Raw genomic sequence first — 16,841 nt, 5'->3', positions numbered from 1 at the left:
AACAGAATCACTGGCCCCACGAATCTCGCAAGGTCACGGTACGGTTGAATACCGGAGCACCAGGTTTGGAGTCCTTGATATCTGCGCAGAAGTAACCTTCGCGCTCGAACTGGAAACGGTCTTCCGGCTGTGCGTCGCCAAGCGATGGCTCGGCACGACAACCAGTGAGCACTTGCAGGGAGTCAGGGTTGATGTTGTCGAGGAAACTCGCGCTGTCTTCGGCCTTCTCGGGGTTCGGCGAGCGGAACAGACGATCGTACAGGCGCACTTCGCATTCGATGCTGGCAGCGGCCGGCACCCAGTGGACCACACCCTTGACCTTGCGGCCTTCAGGGTTCTTGCCCAGGGTGTCCGGATCGTACGAGCAGCGCAGTTCGACGATGTTGCCATCGGCGTCCTTGATCGCTTCGTCCGCACGGATCACGTAGCTGCCGCGCAGGCGCACTTCGCCGTTCGGCTCCAGGCGCTTGTAGCCCTTGGGCGGCTCTTCCATGAAGTCGTCGCGGTCGATGTAGATTTCGCGGGCGAACGGCAATTTGCGCACGCCCAGCTCTTCTTTCTGTGGGTGACGCGGCAGTTCGAGGTTCTCGACCTGGCCTTCCGGGTAGTTGGTAATCACCACCTTCAACGGCCGCAGCACGCACATGGCGCGGGGGGCGTTGGCGTCGAGGTCCTGGCGGATGCTGAATTCGAGCATGCCGAAGTCGACCACACCGTCGGAACGGTTGGTGCCGACCATGTCGCAGAAGTTGCGGATCGACGCCGGGGTGTAGCCACGGCGACGGAAGCCCGACAGCGTGGACATGCGCGGGTCATCCCAGCCATGTACGTGCTTTTCATCCACCAGTTGCTTGAGCTTGCGCTTGCTGGTGATGGTGTAGTTCAGGTTCAGGCGGCTGAATTCGTACTGACGCGGGTGCGCCGGTACCGGCAGGCTGTCCAGGAACCATTCGTACAGCGGACGATGGCTTTCGAACTCCAGGGTGCAGATGGAGTGGGTGATGCCTTCGATGGCGTCCGACTGACCGTGGGTGAAGTCGTAGTTGGGGTAGATGCACCACTTGTCACCGGTCTGGTGGTGGTGGGCATGGCGGATGCGATACATGATCGGGTCGCGCAGGTTCATGTTCGGCGAGGCCATGTCGATCTTGGCACGCAGCACGCGGGCGCCGTCCGGGAACTCGCCGGCGCGCATACGGTTGAACCAGTCCAGGTTCTCTTCCACCGAACGGTCGCGGAACGGGCTGTTCTTGCCCGGCTCGGTCAGCGTGCCACGGTACTCCTTGGCCTGCTCCGGGGTCAGGTCGTCCACATAGGCCTTGCCGGCCTTGATCAGCTCGACAGCCCAGTCGAACAACTGGTCGAAATACTTGGAGGCATAGCGCACTTCACCGGACCATTCGAAGCCCAGCCACTTGATGTCGCTTTCAATGGCGTCGATGTATTCCTGGTCTTCCTTGGCCGGGTTGGTGTCGTCGAAACGCAGGTGCGTGACGCCACCGAACTCCTGGGCCAGGCCGAAATTCACACAGATCGACTTGGCGTGACCGATGTGCAGGTAGCCGTTGGGCTCTGGCGGGAAGCGGGTGACGATCTGCGTATGCTTGCCCGAATCCAGGTCCGCCTGGATGATCGGGCGCAGGAAATTGACCGGGACGGCAGGTCCGGCCTTGGCATTCGAGGTAGGGTCGACAGTGGGCTTGCTCATAGGATCCTTGAACAGACAGGTTCGTGGCCGGGTCAGGCCAGATAAAACAAAGGGCTTATCATAGCCGAAGCTGTCAACCACCTGACAGAGCGCGGTCGAAAACTGCTGCTTTAATTGCTGCTTTAATGACAGGCGCGGTAAAAAACCACCTCGAAATTCCTGCAAGGCACGCTAAACTGCGCGTCTTGGCCCAAGCCTGGCCAAACCGGTCGTGGCGCCCAGGCGCCCAAACCCACGAATTCCCTGAAAAGAGTAGTGAACATGACTCAAGTCAAACTGACCACCAACCACGGTGACATCGTCATCGAGCTGAACGCCGACAAGGCGCCGATCACCGTCGCCAACTTCATCGAATACGTGAAAGCCGGCCACTACGAAAACACCGTTTTCCACCGTGTCATCGGCAACTTCATGATCCAGGGCGGCGGTTTCGAGCCTGGCATGAAAGAAAAGAAAGACAAGCGCCCAAGCATCCAGAACGAAGCGGACAACGGCCTTTCCAACGACAAGTACACCGTCGCCATGGCCCGTACCATGGAGCCGCACTCGGCCTCCGCGCAGTTCTTCATCAACGTCGCCGACAACGCCTTCCTCAACCACAGCGGCAAGAACGTGCAGGGTTGGGGCTACGCGGTGTTCGGTAAAGTCACCGAAGGCACCGACGTTGTCGACAAGATCAAAGGCGTGTCCACCACCTCCAAGGCCGGTCACCAGGACGTTCCAGCCGAAGACGTGATCGTCGAGAAAGCCGAGATCGTTGGGTGATATTACTGATTTCAGATTTGCATCTGATCGATACGCGCCCGGACATCACCCGGGCGTTTCTGGATCTGCTCCACGGCCGCGCCCGTGGCGCCCAGGCGTTGTACATTCTGGGGGACTTCTTCGAAGCCTGGATTGGCGATGATGGCATGACCCCCTTCCAGCGTTCCATCTGTGCGGCGTTGCGTGAACTGAGCGACAGCGGCACCCCGATTTTCATCATGCATGGCAACCGCGATTTCCTGATCGGCAAGGCGTTCTGCAAAGCGGCAGGCGCCACCTTGCTCAAGGACCCGAGTGTTGTGCAATTGTATGGCGAGCCTGTGCTGCTGATGCACGGCGACAGCCTCTGCACCCGCGACCTTGGCTATATGAAGCTGCGGCGCATCCTGCGTAACCCGATTGTGTTGTTTATCCTGCGTCACCTGCCTTTGGGCACGCGCCACAGACTGGCGCGCAAGCTGCGTAGCGAAAGCTCTGCCCAAGTGCGCATGAAGGCCAACGACATTGTCGATGTCACGCCCGAAGAAGTGCCGCGGGTGATGCAGCAGTTCGGCGTGCACACCCTGGTCCACGGCCATACGCACCGCCCTGCGATCCATAAGTTGCAGATCGGCGACCAGGCGGCCAAGCGCATTGTGCTGGGGGACTGGGACAAGCAAGGGTGGGCATTGCAGGTGGATGAGCAAGGGTTTCAACTGACGGCGTTTGATTTCGTCAACCCGCAGTTGGCACTGCCTGGCGCCTGACTCTCAAACACCACTGGTCAATGTGAACAGAGATTAAACTGTGGGAGGGGGCTTGCTCCCGATGGCGGTGGGTCAGTATCAGATGTGTTGACTGACCCACCGCCATCGGGGGCAAGCCCCCTCCCACAGTTTGATTGCATTTCAGCCTTGGCTATCAGTGGCCCGAGGCTGCTGGCCCTGCCTTTGCGGTAAATGGCGGCTTGGCCAGCCACACCAGCAACATCAACCCCATGAACATCCACCCCAGCAACGTGAAGTAATCCACGGTGGACATCATGTACGCCTGGCTGGTGAGAATCTGGTCCAGCTGCGTGTACGCCTTCTGCCCTGCCCCGCCCAGCGCCTGCAAGGCATCACGGGTGGCCGAGTCGTAGGTGGTCATGTTCTCGCTCATGTAGGCATGGTGCTGGTCTGCACGACGGATCCAGATCCAGGTGGTCAGCGAGGCCGCGAAGCTGCCGCCCAAGGTGCGCAGGAAGGTCGCGAGCCCGGCGCCGTCGGCGATCTGGTGCGGTGGCAGGTCGGACATCAGGATGCTCAAGGTCGGCATGAAGAACAGCGCCACGCCGATACCCATGAACAGCTGCACCATGGCGATATGGGTAAAGTCCACTTCGTTGGTGAAACCGGCGCGCATAAAGCAGCTCAGGCCAATCGCCAGGAACGCCAGGCCTGCCAGCAAGCGCAGGTCGAACTTGTGCGCGTACTTGCCTACGAACGGCGACATCAGCACCGGCAGGATACCGATCGGTGCCACCGCCAGCCCGGCCCAGGTGGCGGTGTAGCCCATCTGGGTCTGCAGCCACTGCGGCAGGATCAGGTTGATGCCGAAAAAGCCCGCATACCCCAGGATCAACACGATGGTGCCGATACGGAAATTACGGTGTGCGAACAGCCGCAGGTTGACCACCGGGTGCTTGTCGGTCATTTCCCAGATGACGAACACCGCCAGGGCGATCACCGAAATGGCCGCACCAATGATGATGAAATTGGATTCGAACCAGTCCAGGTCATTGCCCTTGTCGAGGATGATCTGCAAGGCGCCGACCCCGACGATCAGGCTCAACAAACCAACGTAATCCATCGGCTGGTAGCTGGTAACCACCGGACGCTTCTTCAATTGCGAGCGCACCACCATCACCGCGAAGATACCGATGGGCACGTTGATGAAAAAGATCCACGGCCAGCTGTAGCTGTCAGTGATCCAGCCGCCAAGGATAGGGCCTGCAATCGGTGCCACCACCGTGACCATTGCCAGTAACGCCAGGGCCATCCCGCGCCTGGCGGGTGGGTAGACCGCGATCAACAGCGTCTGCGTCATCGGGTACAACGGCCCGGCGACCAAACCTTGCAGCACCCGAAAGCCGATCAACTCGGGCATCGAGGTGGAAATCCCGCACAGGAACGAAGCCAGCACAAACAGGATGGTCGCCCACAGAAACAGCTTCACCTCGCCAAAGCGCCGGCTCAACCAGCCGGTGAGCGGCAACGCGATGGCGTTGCTCACCGCAAACGAGGTGATCACCCAGGTGCCCTGCTCCGAACTCACGCCCAGGTTGCCGGAAATGGTCGGCAACGCCACGTTGGCGATGGTGGTGTCGAGCACCTGCATAAAGGTCGCCAGCGACAGGCCAATAGTGGCCATCAACAGGCTGGGTGGCGTGAACGAGGCGTTATTGCTCATCAGCGTTGCGCAGCCTTGGGAGCGGCGACGCTGTTGTCATGAATCAACTGATTGATCATGGCATCCGCTTCGGCCAATTGACGGTCATACACGCTGGTGGTGAACGAGGCCTTTTGCGGCGCCTGTTGCGCCAGCACCGGGCCGCTCTGGTCGTGCAGGTCTACGTTGACCACGGTGCTCAAGCCCACCCGCAGCGGGTGCTTGGCCAACTCTTCAGCGTTGATATGGATGCGCACCGGTACCCGCTGCACGATCTTGATCCAGTTGCCGGTGGCGTTCTGTGCGGGCAGCAAGGCGAACGCGCTGCCGGTGCCGGCGCCGAGGCTGTCGACGGTGCCGCTGTACTTCACGTCGCTGCCGTAGATGTCCGACTCGATATCCACCGGCTGGCCGATGCGCATATCCCGCAGTTGGGTTTCCTTGAAGTTGGCGTCAATCCACAGCTGGTCCAGCGGAATCACGGCCATCAGCGCGGTGCCCGGTTGAACACGCTGGCCCAGTTGTACGGTGCGCTTGGCTACATAGCCGGTGACCGGCGCAATCAGGGTGCTGCGCGCATTGGTCAGGTAGGCCTGACGCAGTTGTGCAGCGGCGGCTTGCACGTCGGGGTGGGACGAAATCACCGTGTCATCCACCAGGGCATTGGTGGTTTTGAGTTGTTGCTCAAGGTTGGTCAAGGCGTTCTTGGCCGCGGTCAGGCTGTCGCGAGCGTGGGACAGTTCTTCCTGGGAGATCGCGCCGCCCTGGGCCAGGGTCTTACGCCGGTTGTAGTTGTCCTGGGCCGTTTGCACATCGGCCTTCTGCGCATTGACCTGGGCTTTCATGCCGTCGACATTGCTGTACAAGCCGCGCACCTGGCGCACAGTGCGGGCCAGGTTGGCCTGGGCACTTTGCAGGCCGACGGCAGCATCGTTGGGGTCGAAATTGATCAGCACCTGGCCTTCATGCACCAGGTCGCCATCGTCGGCGCCGATGCTGACCACGGTGCCGGTGACCAGTGGGGTGATTTCCACCACGTTGCCGTTCACGTAGGCATCATCGGTGCTCTCGTTGAAGCGCCCGTAGAACTCATACCAGGCCCACACGCCTACCACACCGAGGATGACGATCAGCGCCAGGCCGATGAGCATGACTTTGCGTTTGCGTGGGTTGTTGTCTTTGGGTTGTTCAGTTGCGTTGTTACTGTCGGCAGTGGCCATGACAAATACCTCAAATTATTCCGTGCGTGTGGCGGGGGTGGTCGCGGCCACGTTGCTGGCGTTGTATCCGCCGCCCAGGGCCTGCATCAGTTGAATCGACAGATCGATCTGCGCCGCCTTCAGGGTCGCCAGCTGACGCTGGGCCTGCAGCAGTTGCTGCTCGATGCTGAGCACATCCAGGTAGTTACCGATGCCCGAGCTGTAGCGTTGCACCCCGGTGTCGTAGGACTGCTGGGCGATGTCAGCGGCATGTTGCTGGGCCTGGATCTGGCGGCCGGTGTCGCGCAGCTGCGAAAGGCTGTTGCCGATATCACCCAGGGCTTGCACCAGGGTTTTGTTGTACTGGGCCACGGCCAGGTCGTAGTCGGCGTCGCGGGCGTCAAGGTCGGCGCGCAGGCGGCCGCCATCAAAAATCGGCAGCGAAATCGTCGGCGCAATATTGAAGAAACGGCTGGCCGAACCGAACATCGCATCGCCCAGCAACGACTCGGCGCCTGCGCTCGCGCTCAGGTTGAGGTTGGGGTAGAAGCGGGTTTTGCTCGCGTCGATGTTCTTGCTCGCCGCCTCCACTCGCCAGCGTGCGGCGACCAGGTCCGGGCGACGACCGAGCAGCTCGGCAGGCAACACCGCGGGCACCGCGACGGCGCTGGGTTTGAGCACCGCTGGGCGCGCCAACTCGTCGCCACGGTCCGGGCCTTTGCCGAGCAATACGGCGAGGGCGATCTTGGCGCTTTGCAGTTGTTTTTCCGCGTCGATCAGTTGCGACTGGGAGCTGGCTTCCAGGCTCTCGGTCTGCTGGTATTGGTATTCACTGTCGATGCCGGAACTCAGGCGGCGCTTGCTCAGGTCGAGCATCTGGCGGGTGCGCTTGAGGTCATCGACAGCCAGGTCACGCACGATATGCGCCTGGCCCAGGTCGCTGTAGGCTTTGGCCACGTTGGCCGCCAGGGTCAGGCGCGCGGCCTGCTGGTCGACTTCGGCGGCGCGGGCCTGGCCCAACGCGGCTTCCCAGGCTGCGCGCTGGCCGCCCCAGAGGTCGAAGTTGTAGTTGAAGCTGGCGCCGATGTTGCGCACCGTCGAATAGGCATCGCCCTGACCACGCGGGTCCTGGTCCTTGGCCAAGCGAGAGCGGCTTACACCGGCGCTGGCATCCACGGTCGGCATACGGGCGGCGTTGGCGGCATAGGCCGCAGCTTCGGCCTGGTGGGCACGGGCGTCGGCGACTTGCATGTCGGGGCTGCTTTGCAGGGCCTCCTGGATCAGGCCGTCAAGCTGTGGGTCGCCGAGGCTTTTCCACCAGTCGGCGGCCGGCCAGGCGGCGCTCGACAGCGTCACGCCGCTGAGGGATTTGCCGGTTTGCAGGGTGTTGGCGTCGAGGCGCTGACCCTGGGTGTCGAGGCCGCTGTAATTGGCGCAACCGGCCAACGTCATCGCCGCCAGCACCAGGCTGAGTGCGCGTGTGTTCATGATCTACCTACCCGCTGGATCGTGATGGGGTCACCCGCAGCGATCAGTATCTTCTTCAGGATCCGCTCCAGGGTTTCCAACTCGCCCGGTTCAAGCGCGCCGGCCAGTTGGTTGAGGGCCTGGGCGCCGATGTGCGGGAGCATGTCCGCCAGGCGCTGGCCCTCGGCAGTCAGCACCAACTGCACCTGGCGTCGGTCCAGCTCGGAGCGCTTGCGGCTGAGCAGGTCTTTTTGCTCCAGCCGGTCGAGCATCCGCGTCATCGAACCGCTGTCCAGGGACAGGTTGCGGCAAAGCTCGGCCGGGGTGTCGACGCCGAACTGGGCCATGATGATCAACACCTTGAACTGCGCGGCAGTGATGCCGTGGGGTTCCATATGGGTGTCGATGATGCGGTCCTTGAGAATCGCGGCGCGGCCCAGCAACAGGCCGAGGTGGCAGTTGTGGAAGTTATCGGGGGTGAAGTGAGGCATCGAAAGTCACCTTATTACTGCCTAGGCAGTGAATGTGTGACGAGATGTTACTGCTTAGGCAGCGAATGTCAAATGGAATAATTAGGTTGCTTGGTAGTTGACCGAAGGCTGGAGTGAAATGAAAACCAATGTGGGAGGAGCAAGTCGAATCGTCGCACCGCCCCTCCCACATTTTTTACCGCGTACCGATCAGAAATCGCGTTTGTAAAAGATATCCAGAGAACTGGCTACGCCCGTGGCCACTTCCAGGTACACCTTCTTGCTCAGCAGGTAGCGCAACGCAATGGTGTTAGCCGGTTCAAACACCCCGACCCCATAACGCAGGCTGAGCTTCTCGTTGATCTTGCCGCTGGCCACCACCGCGGTGCTGTTACCGGTGCCCTGGGTGTCGAGGTCGAAATCCTGGATACCCAGCTTATTGGCGATATCCGAGGTCACACCGGCGCTGCCCATCAAGCCCAGGCCCAGGGCGGCTTCGGCGAGCATGTTGTTGTCTTCGCCAGTGTTGGTGCGCGAACGACCCAACACCAGGTACGACAGCGCATCTTCTTGAGCCATGGCCGGCTCGGAGAAAATCTGCGTGGCCGGCTGTTCGGCGCTGCCGCTCAGGCGAATACCGGCAGTCACGGTGCGGGACGATTCGACCACTACGCGCACCGCTTCGATATCCAGGAACGGCTGGTCCAGCGGCCCGGCGAACAACAGCCGCGCGCGGCGCACGTTGAGGCGCTGGCCGTAGGCACGGTAACGGCCGTCGTTGAGCCACAGCTCGCCACGGGTGTCCATGTTGTCGCCAATATGCACATGGCCCTGGACCTTGGCGGTCAGGCCGAAGCCGGCGAAGTTGAGCTGGTCTTCACCCACCTCCACGTCGATATCCATGGCCATGGCCATTGGCGCTTTGCCCTCTTCGGTCTGGCTGCCGATGATTACCGTGTCGTCAGAGACCTTGACCGTCGAAGGCGGCAGCTCGCGCACGGTGATATCGCCACGGGGGATATGCACTTTGCCGGCAATCGCCAGTTTGTCGTCCTTGAGGCTGATCTTCAGGTCGGGTGCCACTTCCAGCTTGGCATAGGGTTCTACGGTGACCGGCAGTTGCGAGCCCTTGAGGCTGAGGTCGACCACCAGGGCGCGGCCCCAGTCGATCTGGCCCGTGAGGCTACCCTGCCCGGCCTTGCCGCTACGCCAGCCACCGTTGAGCTGCACGCTTTCGCCGGCGATCTGCGCCTGCAGGTTCAAGCCCTCAAGGCTGATGGGCAACTCGGGCCCGGAGACTTCACCGTCCACCAGGTTCAGGTTGCCGTTGACCAGCGGCGCAAGCAAACCGCCGGAAATACGCCCGCTGCCGTTGAGCTTGCCGGTGAGCTTTTCCACCATCGGCACAAAGGGCCGCGCCACGGCGAGGTCCAGGCCGGTGAGGCTGAAATTGCCGGAGATCGGCTTATTGTTCGGCAGCGGATTTATCTGCGCCTGCAACAACAACTCGCCAAGCTTGCCGCCACGGAAATTCAGCTGGGTGTCGATACGCTTGGGGTTGAGGGTGGTTTCCAGCTTCAGGGTGTCGTAGGGGAAATCCAGCCACTGGCCCTTGTCACGCACGCGCAAGGTGCCGCCGCTGGCATCTACCGCCACTACGCCCTTGGGTCCGCTTTCCGGCAAATCGAGCTGTACGTCAGCATTGAGCTTGCCCTGCCAGGCGAAGTCTTTGGGCAAAAATGCCGCAAGGCTGTCGATGGGGAATTGCTTGAGGTGGTAACGCAGCTTCGGTTCGGGCATCAGGCGCTGGTCTTCGCCACACAGGCTGGCGGGCCCGGAGACCCAGCAGTGCGCACCGAAGGTCAGCTTGCCATCGGCCAGGCGCTCGATTTTCGCCGGGGCTTGCAGCCGCCAGTCCTGGCCGCCGGCTTGTACGTCACCGCTGGCCAGGCGCCCGCGCCAGTTGTTTTTATCGAGGTTGCCATCCAATGCCAGGGCCAGCTTGACCAGGGGGCCGGCCAGGTCCAGTTGGACCTTTTGGTTCTTGATATCGCCCTGGGCGCTGGCGGTCAGGTTGCCGACCTGGGTTTCGCCGGCGTAGATGCCGCTGGCCTTCAGGTCGAGCTTGGCGCGTTGGGCGCTATCGAGGCTGGCGTCGAGGTTGAGGGCTTGCAGGCGATTGTCGGCAAATGCCAATTGCTGGCCCTTGAGGTCGAGCTTGCCTTGCGGCGCCTTCAAAGTGCCGGCCACATCGACACGCCCATTGATTTGCCCGCGCAGTTGCGGCCAAAGCTGGGCCAGGCGCGTCAGCTTGATGTCGATCTGCCCGGCCAGGCGTTGTTGCAGGCTGCCACTGCCGTTGATGCGGTTGTCACCCAAGCGGATGTCTAGGTTGGCGAGGGTCCATTGTTCGCCTGCACCTTCGGCCTTGGCCGCCAGCACAGCGGTTTGCCCGCGCAGGCGGCCCTTGAGATCGAGGTCGACGTTGAGCTTGAGTTGCTCATTTTTGAACTCGCCTTTGCTGCGCAGCGGTCCGGCCAGGGTGCCAGGTAACTCGGCCACCCAGTACGCCGGGTTCAGTGCCGACAGGTCCAGCGCGGTGTCCCAGGCAATACCGTCGGCAAATTGCAGGTTCAGGTGGCCTTCGGCCTTGCCCTGACCGGCCGTCAGTTTCAACTCAGGCAGGAAGACTTGCTTGAGGTCGCCACTGAAGGGGGTGACCACATTGAACTTACCCGCCGGGCCATCAAGGTCGGCCTTGAGGTTGCCCAGGTAATTGCCGTCCTTATAGGAGATTTCACCATTGAAGGTACGCAATGCCACTTGCGGCTCGTCGATGACGGGATAGAGGCGATGCCAGGGGAAGTCCAGCCAGTCGATTTTGGCGTCAGCACTGAAGCCTTGTTGCCAGTCCAGGTTGGCACTGAGCTTGAGGCTTTGCTGGTCACCGGCATTCAGGTCCAGCCCGGCGATCTGCGCGCCCTTGGCGTCGACCTTGCCTTGCAGGAGTAAATCCACCGGGCCTTTTTCCGCTGGCAGCACGGCCTTGCCCTGCAACTGGTAGCCATCTTTCAGGTTGCCCTTGGCGCTCAAGTCCAACTGGTTGAGTTGCAAGGTGTCAGGCAGGTCGGCGCTGGGTTTGAACGCCTCGGAGGTGATGTGCAACTGCGCCGGCAGGTTTTCGGCCAGGGGTTGCAGCTCGCCTTTGAGCTTGGCCGGCAGGTAGCCGCTGCTGTCGGCGTCGAGCTTGAGGGTCTTGAGCAGGTCGCCGTCGAGCTTGAGCGCGACGCTCCAGAGTGCACCGCCTGGGGCGTAGGGCAGGCTCAGGTTGCCGGTGGCATTCAGCGGCCAATCGCCGGTAGGTTGCAGCAGGCCGGCAAGGTCGAGCACCAGGTCATCGCGCTGCAAATGTACCGAGTCAATCTGCATACCAGCGGTGGTCCAGTGCGCCGCCAGTTGCAGGCCCTTGAGTTCTTCGCTGCCGTTGAACAGCAGGCTACCGATGCGAACGTCGCCCAGTTGGATGGCAACCGGCAGTTTCAGGTCGGGGAGCTGAATCGGCCCGCTGCTGCTCTCTTCGGCACTGGGGGCAAATTCCAGGCTGACCTGTTCCACGTCCAGTCGGTTGATACACAGGGTCATGCGCAACAGACAGCCGGGCGACCAGTCAAACGTCGGCGCATTCAGCTCGACGCGGCTGCCGTCCTGCTGCCACAGCAGATGATCGGCACTCCACCGCCCGCCCAGGCGGCCCTGGAAATTCTCCACGCTCAAACCTGGCACCTGGCCCAAGGCCCAGCGACTGCCCGCCTGGGTGCCAAGCACTGACCACAGCGCCAACAACAGCAACACGAGGATGGCGACCAGCACCAGCCCCGCTATCTTCAAACCACGCATCACAGCTCAGGCCCCATGGAAAAGTGCAAGCGAACGCCGCCCGGATCTTCGAGGGCATGGGCCAGGTCGAGGCGGATCGGCCCCACCGGCGACACCCAGCGCACGCCGACGCCGACGCCGGTTTTCAGGCTCGGCAGGTCCAGGTTGTTGAACGAGTTACCCTGGTCGATGAAGGTCGCGATCCGCCATTTATCGGTGATGGAGTATTGATACTCGGCACTCAAGGCCACCATGTAGCGACCACCGATACGGTCGCCACGATCGTTCTCGGGCGACAGGGTCTGGTACTCGTAGCCGCGCACGCTCTGGTCGCCACCGGCAAAGAAGCGCAACGACGGCGGCACGGATTTGTAGCCGTTGGTAGCACTGCCGCCAAATTGTGCGCGCCCCAGAAAACGGTGGTTGTCCCACAAGGTGGTCAGGCCCTTGATCGTGGCCGTGCCGTAAAGCAGGTTGGTGTCAGACCCCAGGCCCTCTTTGGCGACCTTGGTGTCGAACATCAGGCGATAGCCATGGTGCGGGTCGATACGGTTGTCGCTGCGCAGGTAGGAATAACTCACCCCCGGCATCAACAGGTTACTCAGCCCCGAGTCATTGCCCAGGCGGTATTCCTCACGCTGGTACTTGAGGGAAATCACCCGCGTCCAGCCGCTGGGCAACTTGCTGTGCCATTCGGGGCCAATGGTGAGCAGCTTGCTCAAGGTGTCGGTGTTGGCGATCTCTTCATTCTGATAGCCACCGGCAAAGCGCAATTTGTCGGTAAGCGGCGGGTCCAGCGGGATGTCATACCACAGGCCGACGTTCTGCCGCGGTGCCGACAATTCGGCTTCCCAACCGTAGCTGTGGCCCTGGGGGTTGACCCAATGCCGCGTCCAGTTGGCTTTGCCCCGTGGGCCGACGTCGGTGGAGTAACCCAGGCCGAGGCCCATGGTGCGGGGCTTGCGGGTTTCCAATTGTACGGCGACCGGGATTACGTCGTTGGTGGCGGCCGTGGGGCTGGCGTCCACGCGCACGCCTTCGAAGAAGCCGCTGGCTTGCAGGTTCTGGTTGAGTTCGGCGACCAGCTCGGAGTCGTACGGCGTGCCACTGTCAAAGGGCACCATGCGTTGCAACAGTTCTTCATCAAACGGCGTGTCGCCGCTGAAGCTGACCTTGCCCATGCTGTAGCGCGGGCCGCTGTCGTAAATGAGTTCGATGTCGGCCACGCCCGCTTGAGGATCAACCGCGAGCTTCTGGCTAGTGAAGCGCCCGCTGAAAAAGCCGTAGCGTGACGCCTGGTTCTGGATCAGGCGCTTGGCGTCTTCGTAATGACCGTGATTGAGCACGGCACCGGGCTTGAGGTCGTCGCTGGCGGGTACGCGAAAGGCCTTGAGGCTCGCGGCCTGGCCATCGACCCGAATGGTCACGTCGCGCAAATGCACCGGTTCGCCGGGGTCGATGGTGAGGGTCAGGCGCGGATTCTTGCCGCCCTTCACCTCGCTGGCGATCTGTGGCTGATAGAAGCCCAGTGCCTGCGCGGCTTTGCGCGCCTGCTCCTCGGCGCCACGGCTGAACCGCAGCAAGGCTTCTTCGTCACGATCGCCAACCCCGCCGATATAGCCTTCGATGTTGGCTTTCAGCGCGTCGTTTGAGGGTTTGATCCGCACGTCCAGTTCACTTTGCGCCAATGCGCCGCAGCTTGTGAACAGCAGAATCAAGCCGCTGGTAAATCTTCCTGGATACTTCATAGGCGCGGATGCTACACGAGCTAGGGAGGGACTTTGAACTCGGATTTGTCTGAATAATTCTGTCCTAAGACGTTGCAGGATGTAACGCCTGGGGATTGGGATGGAAAAACACATGCTCCAGCACCGGCCCTACGGCGACTTCACCGATCTCCTCATAGCCTTGGCGCTTGTAGAAATCCAGGTAACGGGAGTTGCCGGTGTCAAGCACCACGCCTGAGGAGTGCGGATCGTCGGCGCACCAGTTGTGCACGGCTTCAAGCAGTTGCTCACCATGATGCTGGCCCTGGAACTGCGGGTGAATGCCCAGCAACGGCAGCACATGCACGGCCTCGCTGGGCAGGCACGCCAGGACTGCCTGATGGTATTCCAGGTAACGCCGGGTACCGCGCACGCCGGTACTCAGCCACATGCGGATCTGCCAGGCCCAGCTCTCGGTGATGCCCAGGCGTCGTTGCGGCGGCGCAATCAGGGCGATACCGATCAGCCGGTCGTTGACGAACAGGCCGATGGCGGGAAGCTTCTGAAAAAAGTGCTGTTTGACCAATTCGCGCACGGTGGCGCGCACCCGTTGTTCATAACCCGGCCGTTCGGCTTCGAAGATATAGGCGAAGGTCGGTTCATGGCGATACGCCTGGTAAAGCAGGGATCGCGCTTCACGGGAATAACCGCTATTGAGCAGGCGGATTTCGGCAGTGGCCGTCGAAGTGTCTGGCATAACAGTCAATCTCCCTGGGCGCCACTCAAACATGGCGTTCTTATGGGTACGAACCTGTGCAGCTCCAGTCGTTCCCAGACATTAGCAGCGCATTCACCCTACCGCCACGCTGGCCCCCGTCCGACTTGTCGGCTAGCATCGCCCTTTTGCCAGACTGGACTGCCGACCATGAAAATCGTCTCCTTCAATATCAACGGGCTGCGTGCTCGCCCTCATCAGCTGGCGGCGCTGATTGAAAAGCATCAACCTGACGTGATCGGCCTGCAGGAAACCAAGGTTCACGATGATCAGTTCCCGCTGGCCGAAGTGCAGGCTTTGGGTTATCACGTGTACTACCACGGGCAGAAAGGCCACTACGGCGTGGCCCTGCTCTCGCGCCAGCCGGCCTTGACCCTGCACAAAGGTTTTGCCAGCGATGAAGAAGACGCCCAGCGTCGTTTTATCTGGGGCACCTTCGCCGATGAAAATGGCCACCCGGTGACCATCATGAACGGCTACTTCCCCCAGGGCGAAAGCCGCGACCACCCCACCAAGTTCCCGGCCAAGCAGCGCTTCTATGAAGACTTGCAGCACCTGCTGGAAAGCCAGTTCAGCAACGACCAGGCGCTGGTGGTGATGGGCGACGTGAACATTTCCCCGCAAGACTGCGACATCGGTATCGGCGCCGATAACGCCAAGCGCTGGCTGAAAACCGGCAAGTGCAGCTTCCTGCCGGAGGAGCGCGAGTGGATGGAGCGCCTGAAGAACTGGGGCCTGGTGGACAGCTTCCGCCACCTCAACCCGGACGTGACCGACCGTTTCAGCTGGTTCGACTATCGCAGCCGTGGGTTTGAGGATGAGCCCAAGCGCGGGCTGCGCATTGACGTGATCATGGCGTCCACCGGGCTGGTGCCACGGGTCAAGGATGCCGGGGTGGATTACGATTTGCGTGGCTTGGAGAAGCCGTCGGACCATGCACCGATCTGGTTGGAACTGAGCTGATAGCAAGCCTGGTGAAGATCTAAATGTGGGAGGGGGGCTTGGCCCCTCCCACATTTAGCCTTGCGATGCATCAGTCACATTGCTGCAACCCAACTGACTTAATCTCGCGGCACTTCCTTTGGCTTGAGAAGGTGCCGGCATGATGCTGCGCGTTCTGTTCCTGTGTATTGCGATCGCCCTCCCCGCCGTGGCAGCCCCTCTTCCCGTCCCCGGCCAAGGTCCCGCCCTGCGCATCCAGGGCTCCAACACCATTGGCGCGGCACTCGGCCCGGCGTTGGTCATGGGTTTGATGGAGCATCAAGGCTTACGGGATGTGCGCAGCGAACCGGGCGCCGGGGCAAATGAACAGAGCGTGGTCGGCACGACGCGCCAAGGCAAGACGGTGACCATCGAAGTCGCGGCCCACGGTTCCAGCACCGGCTTTGCCGCGCTGAAAAATACCCGCGCGGACCTCGCCGCCGCGTCCCGCCCGATCAAGGACGGCGAACTGGTGGACCTTGAACCTCTGGGCGACCTGAAAAGCCCCGATGCCGAACAGGTCATCGCCATTGATGGCCTGGCGATCATTGTTAACCCACGCAACCCACTCAATACTCTTGACACCGAGCAGTTGGCCCAGATCTTCAACGGCGAAGTCAGCACCTGGGAGGCATTGGGCGGGAGTGGCGGTGCCATTCATTTATATGCCCGTGATGATCAGTCCGGCACCTACGACACCTTCAGGGAACTGGTGTTGAGCCGACGTCAGCAGCCGCTCGCGCCGTCAGCCAAGCGTTTCGAATCCAGCGAACAACTGTCCGACGCAGTCAGCCAGGATCCCCAGGGTATCGGCTTTATCGGCCTGCCCTATGTGCGTCAGGCTAAAGCAGTGGCGATTGCCGATGGCGCCTCGCAACCGATGTTGCCGCTGACCAGCCTCATCGCCACCGAAGATTACCCGCTGTCGCGACGGCTGTTCTTTTATCTGCCGCCCTCCTCCCGCAATCCGTGGGCCAAGGCGTTGGTGGACTTTACCCAATCCAGTAAAGGCCAGGCGATTGTGGCGGCCAATGGGTTTATCGCCCAGCAGGTGCAGGCGATCGGCGTGACACCTCGCCCGTCAATGCCTGACGACTACCAGGCCATCGCCCGCGACGCTCAGCGCCTGACGGTAAATTTTCGCTTCGAAGAGGGTAGCGCCAGCCTCGACAACAAGGCACGCCAGGATTTGCAGCGGGTGGTGGCCTATATCAAAAGCCACGGCAAGCTGAACAAGCAGGTCACGCTGGTGGGCTTTGGCGATACCAAGAACGATCCGCAACGTGCGGCGTTGCTGTCGAAGTTACGGGCGATGGCGGTGCGCCGCGAGCTGGCAAAGAGCGGCGTGGTGCTCAAGGATATTCGCGGGTTTGGCGCGCAAATGCCGGTGGCGGCGAATACCGCGGACGAAGGTAGGATCAAGAATCGGCGGGTGGAGGTTTGGGTGTACTGAGCCTTGGAGTTTGAGGTGCTTGGACTGGCCTC

The 16,841-nt window shown here is 61.5% G+C and carries 12 protein-coding genes; 4 read left to right on the top strand and 8 right to left on the bottom strand.

Features of this window, described 5'->3' with window-relative positions; genetic code table 11:
• Positions 1 to 7: 7 nt before the first annotated feature.
• Positions 8 to 1,708 carry a glutamine--tRNA ligase/YqeY domain fusion protein gene (locus FW800_RS22430; protein ID WP_005789177.1) on the bottom strand — a complete coding sequence of 567 codons (1,701 nt, stop codon included), beginning with the start codon at positions 1,706 to 1,708 and terminating at the stop codon, positions 8 to 10.
• A 261-nt stretch (positions 1,709 to 1,969) separates the two neighbouring features.
• Here FW800_RS22430 and FW800_RS22425 point away from each other — a divergent pair, with 261 nt between their 5' ends.
• Together FW800_RS22425 and lpxH are read left to right on the top strand one after the other, a co-directional pair.
• Positions 1,970 to 2,473, top strand: a complete 504-nt coding sequence (locus FW800_RS22425) for a peptidylprolyl isomerase (RefSeq protein ID WP_248132586.1) — start codon at positions 1,970 to 1,972, stop codon at positions 2,471 to 2,473.
• On the top strand, positions 2,470 to 3,219 hold the full coding sequence (gene lpxH / locus FW800_RS22420; RefSeq protein ID WP_446438491.1) for a UDP-2,3-diacylglucosamine diphosphatase: 750 nt from the start codon (positions 2,470 to 2,472) through the stop codon (positions 3,217 to 3,219). The genes FW800_RS22425 and lpxH overlap by 4 nt, the downstream gene beginning before the upstream one ends.
• A gap of 154 nt (positions 3,220 to 3,373) precedes the next feature.
• On the opposite strand, the gene FW800_RS22415 is transcribed toward lpxH, so the two are convergent.
• The 7 genes from FW800_RS22415 to FW800_RS22385 all read right to left on the bottom strand — a co-directional run bounded on the left by FW800_RS22415 (position 3,374) and on the right by FW800_RS22385 (position 14,357).
• Positions 3,374 to 4,903, bottom strand: coding sequence for a DHA2 family efflux MFS transporter permease subunit (locus tag FW800_RS22415; protein ID WP_148853523.1), 1,530 nt, complete (start codon positions 4,901 to 4,903; stop codon positions 3,374 to 3,376).
• Positions 4,903 to 6,102 (bottom strand): efflux RND transporter periplasmic adaptor subunit, encoded by a 1,200-nt coding sequence (locus FW800_RS22410; protein ID WP_032880580.1) that lies wholly within the window; start codon positions 6,100 to 6,102, stop codon positions 4,903 to 4,905. Before FW800_RS22410 ends, FW800_RS22415 begins: the two co-directional genes overlap by 1 nt.
• A 15-nt stretch (positions 6,103 to 6,117) precedes the next feature.
• On the bottom strand, positions 6,118 to 7,569 hold the full coding sequence (locus tag FW800_RS22405) for an efflux transporter outer membrane subunit (protein ID WP_223018489.1): 1,452 nt from the start codon (positions 7,567 to 7,569) through the stop codon (positions 6,118 to 6,120).
• Complete coding sequence (locus tag FW800_RS22400; RefSeq protein ID WP_005789189.1) at positions 7,566 to 8,039, bottom strand: MarR family winged helix-turn-helix transcriptional regulator; 474 nt, start codon at positions 8,037 to 8,039, stop codon at positions 7,566 to 7,568. The genes FW800_RS22405 and FW800_RS22400 overlap by 4 nt, the downstream gene beginning before the upstream one ends.
• A 189-nt stretch (positions 8,040 to 8,228) precedes the next feature.
• Positions 8,229 to 11,915, bottom strand: a complete 3,687-nt coding sequence (locus FW800_RS22395) for a translocation/assembly module TamB domain-containing protein (protein ID WP_446438490.1) — start codon at positions 11,913 to 11,915, stop codon at positions 8,229 to 8,231.
• Positions 11,915 to 13,642 (bottom strand): autotransporter assembly complex protein TamA, encoded by a 1,728-nt coding sequence (locus tag FW800_RS22390; RefSeq protein ID WP_122733437.1) that lies wholly within the window; start codon positions 13,640 to 13,642, stop codon positions 11,915 to 11,917. Before FW800_RS22390 ends, FW800_RS22395 begins: the two co-directional genes overlap by 1 nt.
• Positions 13,643 to 13,706: 64 nt before the next feature.
• A complete protein-coding gene (locus FW800_RS22385; protein WP_005789194.1) occupies positions 13,707 to 14,357 on the bottom strand; it encodes a GNAT family N-acetyltransferase in 651 nt (216 codons plus the stop codon).
• A gap of 168 nt (positions 14,358 to 14,525) precedes the next feature.
• On the opposite strand from FW800_RS22385, the gene xthA reads away from it, so the two are divergent.
• The gene (gene xthA / locus FW800_RS22380; protein ID WP_078821688.1) at positions 14,526 to 15,338 is read left to right on the top strand and encodes an exodeoxyribonuclease III; all 813 of its coding nucleotides are present in this window, start codon (positions 14,526 to 14,528) and stop codon (positions 15,336 to 15,338) included.
• 139 nt (positions 15,339 to 15,477) lie between these two features.
• Entirely contained in the window at positions 15,478 to 16,809 is a 1,332-nt protein-coding gene (locus FW800_RS22375) for a substrate-binding domain-containing protein (protein WP_446438489.1), read from the top strand.
• Positions 16,810 to 16,841 lie beyond the last annotated feature (32 nt).

This window comes from Pseudomonas sp. 910_23 (assembly GCF_052850795.1).
This window is presented reverse-complemented; position numbering and strand designations above follow the sequence as displayed.

Bases quoted from the DNA above. Each gene is read 5' to 3' on its own strand.
- xthA (WP_078821688.1), top strand. From the start codon at position 14,526: ATGAAAATCGTCTCCTTCAATATCAACGGGCTGCGTGCTCGCCCTCAT.
- FW800_RS22400 (WP_005789189.1), bottom strand. From the start codon at position 8,039: ATGCCTCACTTCACCCCCGATAACTTCCACAACTGCCACCTCGGCCTG.
- FW800_RS22425 (WP_248132586.1), top strand. From the start codon at position 1,970: ATGACTCAAGTCAAACTGACCACCAACCACGGTGACATCGTCATCGAG.
- FW800_RS22395 (WP_446438490.1), bottom strand. From the start codon at position 11,915: ATGCGTGGTTTGAAGATAGCGGGGCTGGTGCTGGTCGCCATCCTCGTG.
- FW800_RS22430 (WP_005789177.1), bottom strand. From the start codon at position 1,708: ATGAGCAAGCCCACTGTCGACCCTACCTCGAATGCCAAGGCCGGACCT.
- FW800_RS22385 (WP_005789194.1), bottom strand. From the start codon at position 14,357: ATGCCAGACACTTCGACGGCCACTGCCGAAATCCGCCTGCTCAATAGC.
- FW800_RS22405 (WP_223018489.1), bottom strand. From the start codon at position 7,569: ATGAACACACGCGCACTCAGCCTGGTGCTGGCGGCGATGACGTTGGCC.
- FW800_RS22390 (WP_122733437.1), bottom strand. From the start codon at position 13,642: ATGAAGTATCCAGGAAGATTTACCAGCGGCTTGATTCTGCTGTTCACA.
- FW800_RS22410 (WP_032880580.1), bottom strand. From the start codon at position 6,102: ATGGCCACTGCCGACAGTAACAACGCAACTGAACAACCCAAAGACAAC.
- FW800_RS22415 (WP_148853523.1), bottom strand. From the start codon at position 4,903: ATGAGCAATAACGCCTCGTTCACGCCACCCAGCCTGTTGATGGCCACT.
- FW800_RS22375 (WP_446438489.1), top strand. From the start codon at position 15,478: ATGATGCTGCGCGTTCTGTTCCTGTGTATTGCGATCGCCCTCCCCGCC.